Below are 11,757 nucleotides of genomic sequence, written 5' to 3'. Positions count from 1 at the left end.
GGATAAGTGAGCGGCGAGCCGCAGGTCAGGCGCAGGTAGATGAGCGCGGCCGTGGTGGCATCGGCAAGGGCATCGTGGGCGGGCAGGGATGGGAGTTCAAGGTGGCTGCAGATGGCACTCAAGTGGAGGTCAATCGCAGCATCGGGGTAGCGGCGATAGAGGTGGTCGTGATAGAGCTGGCTTACCTCGATCCCTCGCTGGGGCAGGGTCAATCCCCACAATTTCTGGCAGGCGAGATTGAGAATACGCAGATCGTAGGCGATGTGATAGCCCACCAGTTCGCGCGGGCCGATATAGTCGAGTAGCAGGCGCAGCGCGGCTTCCAGCTCCATCCCCTGTTGCAGATCCTGATGGCGCAGACCGTGGATCACCACTGATTGGCTGGTCAGGCTGGCCGGTGGCTGTACTTTGATGGCGAGGGCCTCACCGGTCAGCAGCCGGTTGCCCTGAATGCGCACCGCCCCGATGGAGACGATCTCGGCCTGCTCGGGAGCGAGACTGGTGGTCTCGAAATCGAGGGCGATCCGTTCATCTTTCGGTGGGGTGGCAAAGAGTGGCGCGAACTCGCCCGTTCGGAACGCGCGGCCATACCAGTAGCGTCGAACACGGCTCAACATGGCTATTGTCTCAGACGAAAGTGCAAGGTGAGCCACTGCTGGAATTTCTTCACCTGATGCAGCGCCTGACGCAACAGATCCCGCTCGCAGTGGCTAAGCTCGCTTGTCTGCACCCGACTATTGCCTCCCTTTAGCTGGCTGCGCAGCCTCAGCCGGATAAAGAGCCGAAACGCCTCTGCCAGATTGCTGCCATAGTCGGCACTGAGCCGATCGGCTGCCACCAGCGCATCGATACGCCCCAGGGTTGAGGTTTCCAGAATGCCTGCCTCAAGGGCCAACATGCGGATACCGTGCACCAGCGGGAACAGGCCGCCCCGCTTCAGGTCCAGCCCTTCCGGTGGCTGCTCCAGCCGGCCAAACAGGGTGAGCGGCGCGTGAAAGGCCACCGCTGGTCGCACCATCTCAGCCAGCAGATCCCGCCTGTCCGCCAACTGCTCGCGCAGCGCTCTGGCAACCGGCAGATGGAGCTGTCGATCCCCCGCGATGGGGTGAGCATCGGCCAGGGTGGCGAGCCAGAGCAGTTCATCCTCCTTTGCCGTGGTGCAGGCGCTGGCAATGGCGCTTTGCCACTCGCTGCCCATTTTCACCCAGGCCGGATTGTTCACCATCACCTGCCCAGGGCACAGCGGGTAGCCGAGGCGCTCCAGCAGGGCGCTGAATTCGGCCAGATCGGCTGCCTGGGTGGGCCATGCCAGTCCCTCTGGCAGGATCAGGGCGTTGTCCTGATCGGTTTTGAGGATCTGCTCGCCGCGCCCCTCCGAGCCCAGCATCAGCAGGCAGACCTTATCCTGCACCTCGGGGGTGATCACCAGCGCAAAGGCTTTGGCGATCAGCTGTTCGTTGATGGTGGCGATGAGTTTCATCAAAAAGGCGGTGTGGATCCCTTGGGCAAACAGGGATCGGGTCAATTGCAGCTGCTCGCGGGCGACCGCCTCCAGCGCCGGCAGGCTGTCGGCGCGGGCGATACGCAACGTCAGCACGTGGGAGTGGGTAGAGAAGAGCCCCAGCACCTGAGTCAGTTGCAGGATCCCCGCCACCTCATTGCCGCGCCACACCACCAGTCGTTTGATGCGATGGCGGGTCATCAGCAGCAGGGCATCAAACAGATAGCTCTCCAGCGGCAGACCAATCAGGGACGTGGGGGTCAGCACAGAGAGGGGGGCCGTCAGCGGCAATCCCTTGAGGGTCAGGGCGTGGAGCAAGGTCTTGCGGGTTGCCAGCGTGAGGGAGCCGTCGTGGGCCGGGTAGAGCAGGCAATCAGTCCCCTTGCTCACCATGGCTTCGGTCGCCGCCAGCAGTGACAGCTTGCTGTCGACGATAAGCGGTGCCTGCAGGTGGCCCGGTTCGATGCGGGTCAGGATAAATTCAGCCAGATTCTTCTGACCCAGTTGTTCGCGCTGCTCCTGCTGGCGCTGGCGCTCGGCCAGATTGGCGGTGAAGTAGCTGGCAAACTGCGGATCCTGCTCACAGAGCGTCAGAAAGGTGTGGCGAGGGATGAGTTGGCAGAGGCTATCTTCCAGCGCGGTGAAGCGGTGGCGGCAGCGGCCGTCAAACTGGGCGCGCACATCGAACAGATCATCGATCCCGTAATCACCAAACTGGTGGTGAGGGGCAGACTCTTCCACCGCCCCCTTGATGATGAGATAGAGGCCGGGAGGCTCGTCTCCCTCCTTGAGCAGCAGATCCCCGGCCCGAAAATAGCAGAGCGAAAGGTGACGGGAGAGCCGCTCGCGCGCCTCCTCGCCCAGTCGGTCGAACGGTGGTCTGGCAAAATTGAACAGGGTTGACATGACAGCGTCCTCTGCTGGCTTGCGGCACTCATGCAGCTCCCAGTTTGACAAAGGGAGGGGGAGGCGACCAGCCGACTTTAGTCTCAGCTGTACCGCCTGTTCACACTCTGATAACGTGGTGGTATGACCAGTGAGTCAGTTTCAGGGATCAAGGAGAGGACAAGGGAGATGGAAAAACCAAGGATCAAGTGCGATATCCACGACGGGATTGCCGAAGTGATGCTGACGCGGGGGGACAAACTCAATGCGCTGGACCGCGCTATGTTCAGCGCCATCGATGAGACATTGACGCAGCTCGCCCGGCACAAGGGGTTGCGGGCGGTGATCCTGCACGGCGAGGGGCGGGCCTTCTGCGCCGGGCTGGATGTGAAATCCATGCTGAGACAGCCGGTGGCGGCGCTCGATATTCTCAAGCGTGAAGCGGACGAGGCGACCAATCTGGCTCAGCGGGTTGCCTATGGTTGGCACCAGCTGCCGGTGCCGGTGATTGCGGTGACCCAGGGAGTCTGTTTTGGCGGTGGCTTGCAGATTGCGCTCGGCGCCGATTTTCGCTTCAGCACCCCCGATTGCCGCTTCTCGGTGATGGAGATCAAGTGGGGCATCATCCCCGATATGAGCGGCAGTGTCACCATGCGCAACTTGATGGGGCTGGATACCGCCATGGAGCTGGCCATGAGCGGGCGCGAGCTGGATGCCGTTGAGGCCAAATCTCTCGGGATGGTGAGCCGGGTCTGCGCCGATCCGCTGGTGGAGGCGCGAGAGTTTGCCCGCACCCTTATCACCAAATCGCCGGATGCACTGGCGGGGATCAAGCAGCTTTACAGCCAGGCCTGGGCTCGCAGCGATGAGGCGATGCTGAAGGAAGAGACCCGGCTGCAAAAGCAGATCCTGGGGCGACCCAATCAGTGGCGAGCCACCCTTAACAGCCTGTTTCGCTGGCGGCTGCCCTTCGGGCCGCGCCGCAATCCGCTCTGACTGCGAGCTGCACGAGCGATCTACGGTCTGCCCGACTACTTGGGCGGCCTGCAGTCGGCGCTGCTTAACCAGGATGCCACCCTGTTTCGGCGCAAATACTTCCTCAACGGCGCCCATATGGGCTTCATCTTCTACGCCACTGACCCGAACATGGACGACGACACCGAGGAAGAGATGAAAGAGATGATCGCCAGCAGCAAGGGGGTGGGGAACTTTCGCTCCATGTTCGTCAACATCCCGGACGGCAAGCCCGATGGCATCAAGCTTATTCCGGTGGGGGATATTGCCACCAAGGACGAGTTCGCTGCCATCAAGGGGATCACCGCTCAGGACGTATTGACCAGCCACCGCTTTCCGGCGGCGCTGGCCGGCATAATCCCGACCAATGGCGGGGGAGGGCTTGGAGACCCTGAGAAGTACGATGCAACCTATGCCCGCAACGAGGTGCTGCCGCTGTGCGAGCTTATCCAGGATGCCATCAACAGTGCGGGACTCCCGTCTCCCTGCGGGCCGATTTTCGGGAGAATATCGGTTCAACTGTATAAACAAACAGTGTTTTCTGTGGCAAGATACGCTGTTGATTTGGATAGAAAAGGGGGCGTAATGCGGGTTTATTGCAAAGTGTGTGGCCAGCGGGGCCGCATTACCAAGACCAACCGACTGAGCGACGATGTCTCGGATCTCTACTGCCAGTGCACCGATGCAGAGTGTGGCCACTGCTGGGTGGCCACCTTGTCGTTCGCCCACACCTTAAGCCCCTCGGCCAAAACCACCAACCAGCTGGTGCTGAGCTTAATGGGGTCGCTGACGCCAGAAGGGCAGCAGCTGGTATTGAAAGGACTGGGGGCACTATAGCTCCCTTATTATTAAACTTAGATGTTAAAGTTTTTATGCAGTGTCTTCAGGAAAGCTAGACACAATTATTAATTATATAATCGGCTAAACGGTCAAATTCTTGGTCCATTTTTGACATAAGCGCCAACTGATTAGGAGCCCATCTGCCACTAACTTGAAGAGCTCTTGTGGGGTGAAAATTACTTAAATTTTTCAGAGGCACGCTTTGATAAATACTATCAGGCGCCATAACGTTCAAGTCTTCAATTTGAGCGCAAGCAGTTCTTGATACAAAACTAGGTACTGCTTGATATCCAGGGATCTGGCTTCTCAAAAGTGGGGTGAGACTCGTGTCCACAGCATCTTCAATCATTCTTAAGTGAGCTAGATCCGCGCCTACGGCAGTAGGTGTTGATGTTCCTGGTCTTTTTCTAGTATCAAAACCATTAAATAACCAGCCTGCAAATTTTGGTTTTCCTTTTGTTGAAATAAATGTGTCCTGTGGATTTCCTTGTAGGTGTCTATATTTTCCACTTTCCCAGTCCTGAACGAACCTTGGCAGCATTTCCCCAATGAGACCAATACAGTAAGCAGAAAAAACATCAGCTGTGCACGGCACTAAAAAATAATCAGAGCAATACAGCGCAGACCTTACAAGTGTATTAAATGATGGTGGAACATCAATTATTACATAGTCATAATCCGTTTGATATCTTTGTATTGCAGCATTTGTAATTAGTGATGGAAGTAGGAAGCGATATAAGCCAGCACCTGAAACAACATCATTACCAACGTTTAGAAAGTCAGACATTGTATTTAACCAGAAATCACCTGGTACTATATGAATAATGCCATTCGTTGGTTGGATTTTTGGAAGGAAACAGTTGACAATAGGCAGCATATTCTGCTGGATGAAAGGCTGAACATATGCACGTATTGTAGAGCCTAATGGGGCTTGAGAAGATTTTGTTAAAATGTTCGTGAATACTGGCTCACTGAGGACAGCGATTGATAAATTACACTGTGGGTCAAAATCAATAAGAAGTACTTTTTTCCCCTTTTCAGCCAAGGATGTTGCAACATTCCAAGTTGAAGTTGTTTTTCCAACCCCACCTTTGTTATTAAATAAAGTCAACGTGATCATTTTATCCCTTTCTTAAAAGACACTATTAAGTAAAATAACAGTTTGATAGTTGTTTAAACTTAATTTACTCATTTAAAGTATGTAATGTCATTAGTGGTATAAATAACAAACATGGCCACGCGCGTATAATACTAACTCATATGAGTATGAGTCACGCTTTATCGTGTGTTAGAAACACGAATCTGTGACTCTGTTCATCCGCTCCAGCTGGCTTAGCGGCCGACGGCAACCAAGTGAGCACCAAGCTGACCAAGCTGGCTATGCCCACCCATGACACTCGGGCCTTGTTGGCCCTGATCCCTGAACTGCTCCTCCGCATCTGGCGCGAAGAGCTGCGTTACCAGAAAAGGGGGGGCATGCTTGCTGAGTTCCCCCCGCCAACATGCAGCAGGGCGACCTGTTCGCCGCACAGCAGCAATATCCGCGCAGCGAGGCGCTGATGCAGGTCATTGACAAGATCAACCAGGGGCGGCTGGGGAAGGTCTACTTCGCGGCCCGCGGCCGCGACCCCCGGGAGTGGATGATGAAGCAGGAACAGTTAAGCCCCCGTTAGACCACCGCGCTCGGCGAGCTGCCGGTGGTGAAGTGAGTTCTTCAAGCCCCATCTTTGCCAAAGCACCGATACAGAGTGTGGTCACAGCTGGGTAGCCACCCTGTCGTTCACCCATACCTTAAGCCCCTCTCAGCCAAGACTACCAACCAGCTGATATTGAGCCTGATTGGGTCGCTCACGCCAGAGGGGCGGCAGTTGGTATTGAAAGGACTTGGGGCGCAATAGCGCCCTCATTTCAGCTCGATGGTGGGTTTTCTGGTGCTTGCTGTGCCTCGGAGGCATGAAGATTTACAACGTACATTGGTAAAGGGCGGCCTTTGTTTACAACTTGGTCGAGGCCGTCAAGGATGGCTAGCTGTGTATTTTCAAGATTCCCATGAGCAATTGGACGATAACAGTCTCTTTGAAGCTGGACTTTGTCATAATCATAGTTCAAACACTGTGCAATTGTGTAAAGCATATTTGTAAATAGCTCGTCTGATTTCTTTGCCCAAAGGTCAAGCGACTCATATTCATTTTTTTGATTTAGATGGCTATTGTAGCTTTTCCAACTGTGAGTTACTGCCTGCTCATGAGATGTTTGATAACGAGTTCGAATGAAAGGCAACATTCGACCATAAAACTCTATGTCAATCATATTTAGAGCTTTCACATGGTCACGGTTGAGGCGTTCTGCTCTGGTAGACATCAGGGTTTGGAAGAGAGACATTCTGCGTGTTCTCTTCTCTTGAAGAGCCTCTATGAACTTTTGAGCTTGTACGGCAAGAATTGGTCCTATAACTACTGCAATTGTCATGACTACATCTTAGGATTCCATGTTTATGGCGTCGAGCACGTAAATACTCCTTAATGGTTCATAACACTTTACTCACCGGTGAATAGTGAGCACAATGAGTAATTTAACCGAGTGTGGTAATTTGTTAGCCTATCATAGGCCCAGATTGCTTATCATCTTTTCCGCACCAACCGAGTTGTCCTTCTCATTCAATTCTATCCATATTTTATTAAGTTCATCTTTTTTGGGGATAAGAATGGCAAGAAGCTGTTTTTGGGTTTTCCTATCAATATTTCCCGCTAGTACTGAAAAATCGTTAAGACTGATTGAAACATCAATTTTATCGGAGTGAGTTATATGGATGTGTGGTACGTTGTGGCTCACATTCTCTTTTCTGATTTCTACTCTAACTTTATCCTTTCGCATAAGTAGAAACTCTGGGACGAATCGATTGCCAAAAAGCTCTCGCTTTCGTTCTGCCTGAGCCTTTTCTTCTCCACGATATACTTCATCACACAACTTAAGCAGAAAGCCTTCAATGCTCATATATTCTCCGAAAAACAGTGATTAGATGGAAGGTGGTATTAATTCGTTTATATAAACATCTATACAACACAGTATCACATCGGTAATCGTCACAAAAAGCTCACTTTAAAATCAGAATATTACTAACATATATCAATTGTCTAGACGTATTCGCTTGACCACCACTTTTTGCGGCAGGAGGTTTTCTTGTTGTTCATGCCAACTCCTCCCTGTAGTCGTCCTGTTCCTGCAGCCACTCCGGCGCATCCAGCCCTTCCAGTACCCTCCACATCTCTGACTGATAGGGGGCCTGCAGCATCTCTATCCAGCGGTGTGTGCCGGTGTGGCCCTGCGCCAGGTAAACCTCACTGCACAGCTCAACCAGCATCGGCCAATCCTCATCCCCCTCAGGTACCGCGTATTCATCCAGCTGACCCTGTTTGGCTGGCTGTGGCCCCTCCAGTTGCCAATCCGGCTCGCTTGGGATCGACCTGCACGACTGCACCTGTCCGTTCTCAAGCCAGAGGGTGAAACCGTCCGCAGTGACGCTGGCTCCTGCCCGCAATCGGTCGATGGAGAAGGGCGATAGCCCCCATTGTTCTCTCATGATCTGGTCTGCGAAGGCATCAGGATCTGGCCGCGTACAGTTATTGTCAGAGCTCCAAGGTGCCGGGCTGTCGCCCGTCTTAACCCCAACCCCCCTCGCTGCAGCCTCGGCGGCTTTCCTGGCTTCATGGGTACCGGCAGGCACAATCTCCCACCCTTGCAGGCGCGTCTTGATGCCCAGGCGAGCGGAGGTAATGCCCATCAGGCGTTTGATGTCTTCGCCATAGCAGTTGGCCTGCTCCTCGATGAGGTGGGCCAGCTTGATGGGGTGCTCGGCACGGGTGGCCAGTGCACCGCCCATGGCGTGCAGGTAGCAGCGGAAAATGCCGTTATCAGCGGCAAAGCGGGCCGCCTCAAAGCGCGGGTCTTGCAGCACTGGCTTGGGCGGGCCAACCAGTTCGGCATTCTTCTTGGCGTTGCTGATGCGGCGCAGCTCGCGCCATACCCCGACCGGCGCGCCGCCGATCTGCTGGAAGGTGCGAATGCCCCACCAACTGGCCCAAGCCACTGCATGCAGGGCGCCTTCATCAGCCGCGGTGCCAGCCTCTTCGTCATCGTCCAGGTAGGCGCCGTCGATGTTCTTGGCAATATATTTGGCGATATAGCCTGCGGCATCCCCCTTGGCCGGATCTATCTCTTTCCAGTCAAAGCGGGGTGCCGTCGTGGTGAGCCTCGCACACGCGAAATCCATAAACGGGGGCGTTCCACCGTTTGAGGGCGGCCACTTGATATTTCATCTGACGATGACATACGCCCACTTTGCACTGGATTATCTGAATGATGCGGTCCGCTTTAACCCGCGGGAAAACCATCTTAAACCAGCTTGATTTCCCGCGAGAATGGGCAGAAAAAAGTGTCCACATTTTGCCAATTTTGGTGTCTTTTCACTTCCCAAAGTGTCCCCTTGTGTGGCACTTAACTCCTTAGTTTGAATGTAACTATTTGAAATTAAAGAAATAAAGATGGCAGCCGAGGCTGCCATCTTTATTGATCTCTTATGTCGTTCTGGTTCAGGAGGTCTTGCGATCCTGATCCGGCTCGAACTGATGGCCCGATTTCTCCCGCTCCAGGTTCTCTTCGGAGCGTTTGCCCACCCAGTAATCGGCGTTCTTGATGCCGAGCTTCTCCGGGTGGAATACGGGGTCAATCCCTTGTGCCTGCTGCGCTTCATAATCCTTCAGACAGGTGAAGGCGGTCTTTTGCAGCAGCAGGATGGCGATGATGTTGAGCCAGGCCATCAGGCCGACCCCGATATCACCCATGCCCCACGCCAGATCCGCCGTCTTGACGGTGCCGTAGACAGTGGCAGCCATCAGCGCAATCTTCAGCAAGAAGGTGAGCCAGGGGCGATTAATCTTGCGGTTGATGTAGGCGATGTTGGTTTCGGCGATGTAGTAGTAGGCAACGATGGTGGTGAACGCGAAGAAGAACAGCGCGATGGCCACGAAAATGCTGCCAAAGCCCGGCATCATGCTCTCCATAGCGGTCTGCACATAGCCCGGGCCTGCTGCGATACCGGCAATACCCGTGTAGATGGCGGCGCCGTCCGGCCCTTGTACGTTATAGAGGCCGGTGATCAGCAGCATAAAGCCGGTGGCGGAGCAGACGAACAGGGTATCGATATAGACGGAGAACGCCTGCACCAGACCCTGCTTGGCCGGGTGGCTCACTGCCGCAGCAGAGGAGGCGTGCGGCCCGGTACCCTGGCCCGCTTCGTTGGAGTAGACCCCGCGCTTTACCCCCCACATGATGGCCAGACCCAGAATGGCACCGAAACCGGCATCCAGACCAAAGGCGCTCTTCCAGATCAGCAGGATCACGCCCGGCAGCTGGCCGATATTCAGGGCGATGATGACGCAAGCCACGATGATGTAGCCCAGCGCCATAAAGGGCACCACGGTACTGGCGAAGCTGGCGATACGCTTGACGCCGCCGAAGATAATAAAGCCGAGCAGCAGCGCCAGACCGGCGGCGGTGACGTTCGGATCGATATTAAAGGCGGTCTGCAGGCTGGAGCCGATGGAGTTGGCCTGCACCCCCGGCAGCAGCACGCCGCAGGCGAAGACGGTGGCGATGGCGAAGGTCCAGGCGTACCACTTCATGCCAAGCCCTTTCTCGATATAGAAGGCCGGGCCGCCGCGGTATTCACCGTTGATCTTCTCTTTGTAAACCTGACCCAGGGTGGACTCCACGAAAGCAGAGCTGGCGCCGAGGAAGGCGACCATCCACATCCAGAACAGGGCGCCCGGGCCACCGAAGGTGATGGCGGTGGCCACACCTGCGATGTTACCGGTACCCACGCGACCTGCCAGGGTCATGGCCAGCGCCTGGAAGGAGGAGACACCGGCATCGGTGCTCTTGCCATCAAACATCAGGCGCACCATCTCTTTCATATGACGCAGTTGCAAAAAACGGGTGCGCAGGGAGAAGTAAAGACCGACCCCCAGACACAGGTAGATGAGCGCAGGGCTCCAGATTACACCATTGATGGCATTGACGATTTCATTCATGTACAACAACTCCTTTGTTGTGTTTGTGGCGCTGTCTTGGCGAGATCTTGGCCTCGCTCTCTGTCACTGTTTTCGGCCCTGTCTGTTAACAATCCAGTTAACAAATGAGCGCGAGGTTGAGGGGTTAAGCAGAGCGCAAACACGCGCCATGCATGGCTTGTAACATATCGAGTTGTATCGGTGCTTCCCAGCGAAAAATGTTGCCTTGTTGCAAATTTGTGAATTGACAAGGGTGGGGGGATAATGGCAGGCAGCGTTTTCTATGAGTAAAGATGAGATCCTCCTTGTTGATCTGCGCCAGGCAATGTGACGGGCGTAACACAATGGAAAGCAAACATGAGGCCAACAATGAAAAATGACCCTGAGACGTTGACGATCCGTCCCCCTGAGGCCGACGACGGGAGCGCCATCGCCCACCTGTTCACCCAATTGGGGTATCCTGCCGAAGGCGCTGACGTGACGGCGCGCCTGTTGACGCCGGATCCCGCGAGCGTTGTGCTGCTCGCTGCCCTTGCAGACAAGGTGGTCGGCGTGCTGGTGTGGCACAAGTTGGCACCGCTGCATGTTGCACCAGCTTGGGGCCTGATCTCGGCGCTGGTTGTCGATGAAGGGGCAAGAGGGGCGGGAGTGGGCGCAGCCTTGCTCAAGGGCGCCGAAGAGATGGCGCGGGCCGCAGGTTGCGCCCAGCTGGAGCTATCCAGCAGTCTCAAGCGCGAGGCGGCTCACCGTTTCTATCTGGCGCAGGATTATCAGGAGCGGCCGAAACGGTTCGTCAAACTGCTGTGACCTGTTTTTTGCATCAAAAGAAGGAGTAGGCGTGCTGGGATGGTTCAAATGGCTGGGTGGTCGCCCGCAAACGCCCATGAGTGAGGATGAGTTGGCACTGTGGCGTCAGGCGCTGGCGGCTGTGCCCATCTTGCAAGGGCTCAACGACGCCGAGCAGACGACGCTTATCGGGCTGGGGCAACAGCTGCTCAAACGCAAGACCCTGACCCTGATCGGGGTAGAGCTCAGCCCACGCCAACAGGCGGTGCTGGCGCTGCAGGCGGCGTTGCCCATCTTGCACCTCGGCCTTGACTGGTATCGCGGCTTTCACGAAATCATCATCATTCCCGAACCCGTGACCCGGCGCCAGGAGGTGCAGGATGAGTTCGGTCTGGTGAGCGAGTTTGAAGAGGAGAACGCCGGTGAATCCTGGCCGCAAGGGCCGCTGGTGCTGGCCTGGAGCGAACTGCAGCAGGATGGTGACTGGGACGGCTTTAATCTGGTGATCCACGAGCTGGCCCACAAGCTAGATATGCTGGGCGGTGAGGCGGATGGCGCGCCCCCATTGCCGGGGCCGATGAGCAGCCAGTTGTGGCAGCAGGCCTTTCAGAGCGCCTTCGATGCGCTCTGCCAGCAGCTTGATCGGGACGAAGTGACCGATAT

Annotated in this window: 11 protein-coding genes and 3 pseudogenes; 7 read left to right on the top strand and 7 right to left on the bottom strand. The window is 55.5% G+C overall.

What is annotated here, in order from left to right; translation table 11 throughout:
• Together AACS18_RS02460 and AACS18_RS02455 are read right to left on the bottom strand one after the other, a co-directional pair.
• Positions 1 to 617 (bottom strand): 3'-5' exonuclease (locus AACS18_RS02460; RefSeq protein WP_108611833.1); only part of this gene is annotated, 617 nt, incomplete at its 3' end.
• A gap of 2 nt (positions 618 to 619) precedes the next feature.
• Complete coding sequence (locus tag AACS18_RS02455; RefSeq protein WP_108611832.1) at positions 620 to 2,407, bottom strand: putative nucleotidyltransferase substrate binding domain-containing protein; 1,788 nt, start codon at positions 2,405 to 2,407, stop codon at positions 620 to 622.
• A 168-nt stretch (positions 2,408 to 2,575) separates the two neighbouring features.
• Here AACS18_RS02455 and AACS18_RS02450 point away from each other — a divergent pair, with 168 nt between their 5' ends.
• The 3 genes and pseudogenes from AACS18_RS02450 (at position 2,576) to AACS18_RS02440 (ending at position 4,237) form a co-directional block, all read left to right on the top strand.
• Positions 2,576 to 3,382 (top strand): crotonase/enoyl-CoA hydratase family protein, encoded by an 807-nt coding sequence (locus AACS18_RS02450; protein ID WP_108611831.1) that lies wholly within the window; start codon positions 2,576 to 2,578, stop codon positions 3,380 to 3,382.
• An 18-nt stretch (positions 3,383 to 3,400) separates the two neighbouring features.
• Positions 3,401 to 3,927, top strand: a pseudogene (locus tag AACS18_RS02445) (phage portal protein); the annotation flags it as partial.
• 58 nt (positions 3,928 to 3,985) lie between these two features.
• Positions 3,986 to 4,237 (top strand): ogr/Delta-like zinc finger family protein, encoded by a 252-nt coding sequence (locus tag AACS18_RS02440; protein ID WP_219927941.1) that lies wholly within the window; start codon positions 3,986 to 3,988, stop codon positions 4,235 to 4,237.
• 55 nt (positions 4,238 to 4,292) lie between these two features.
• Here the strand turns inward: AACS18_RS02440 and AACS18_RS02435 are convergent, their stop codons facing one another.
• The gene (locus AACS18_RS02435; protein WP_108611829.1) at positions 4,293 to 5,360 is read right to left on the bottom strand and encodes a ParA family protein; all 1,068 of its coding nucleotides are present in this window, start codon (positions 5,358 to 5,360) and stop codon (positions 4,293 to 4,295) included.
• Between the two features lie 382 nt (positions 5,361 to 5,742).
• Here AACS18_RS02435 and AACS18_RS02430 point away from each other — a divergent pair, with 382 nt between their 5' ends.
• Positions 5,743 to 5,913: a DUF4113 domain-containing protein gene (locus tag AACS18_RS02430; protein WP_234918646.1), complete on the top strand. Its 171-nt coding sequence runs from the start codon at positions 5,743 to 5,745 to the stop codon at positions 5,911 to 5,913.
• A gap of 55 nt (positions 5,914 to 5,968) precedes the next feature.
• Positions 5,969 to 6,138: pseudogene (locus AACS18_RS02425) on the top strand (transcriptional regulator); the annotation flags it as partial.
• Positions 6,139 to 6,148: 10 nt separating this feature from the next.
• On the opposite strand, the gene AACS18_RS02420 reads toward AACS18_RS02425, so the two are convergent.
• The 4 genes and pseudogenes from AACS18_RS02420 to AACS18_RS02405 all read right to left on the bottom strand — a co-directional run bounded on the left by AACS18_RS02420 (position 6,149) and on the right by AACS18_RS02405 (position 10,329).
• Positions 6,149 to 6,709 (bottom strand): DUF6680 family protein, encoded by a 561-nt coding sequence (locus AACS18_RS02420; RefSeq protein WP_108611828.1) that lies wholly within the window; start codon positions 6,707 to 6,709, stop codon positions 6,149 to 6,151.
• Between the two features lie 132 nt (positions 6,710 to 6,841).
• Entirely contained in the window at positions 6,842 to 7,234 is a 393-nt protein-coding gene (locus AACS18_RS02415; RefSeq protein WP_108611827.1) for a DUF4160 domain-containing protein, read from the bottom strand.
• A 193-nt stretch (positions 7,235 to 7,427) separates the two neighbouring features.
• Positions 7,428 to 8,541: pseudogene (locus AACS18_RS02410) on the bottom strand (replication endonuclease); the annotation flags it as partial.
• Between the two features lie 288 nt (positions 8,542 to 8,829).
• A complete protein-coding gene (locus tag AACS18_RS02405) occupies positions 8,830 to 10,329 on the bottom strand; it encodes an alanine/glycine:cation symporter family protein (RefSeq protein WP_108611826.1) in 1,500 nt (499 codons plus the stop codon).
• Positions 10,330 to 10,677: 348 nt separating this feature from the next.
• Between AACS18_RS02405 and AACS18_RS02400 the strand changes: the two genes are divergently transcribed.
• Entirely contained in the window at positions 10,678 to 11,115 is a 438-nt protein-coding gene (locus tag AACS18_RS02400; protein WP_108539440.1) for a GNAT family N-acetyltransferase, read from the top strand.
• A gap of 76 nt (positions 11,116 to 11,191) precedes the next feature.
• On the top strand, positions 11,192 to 11,757 hold a 566-nt coding region (locus AACS18_RS02395; protein WP_258228658.1), incomplete at its 3' end, for a M90 family metallopeptidase.

It is taken from the genome of Aeromonas sp. HMWF015 (assembly GCF_963878965.1).
Lineage (GTDB): Bacteria > Pseudomonadota > Gammaproteobacteria > Enterobacterales > Aeromonadaceae > Aeromonas > Aeromonas veronii.
The sequence above is the reverse complement of the archived record's forward strand: the minus strand, read 5'-3'. Positions and strand labels throughout refer to the sequence as shown.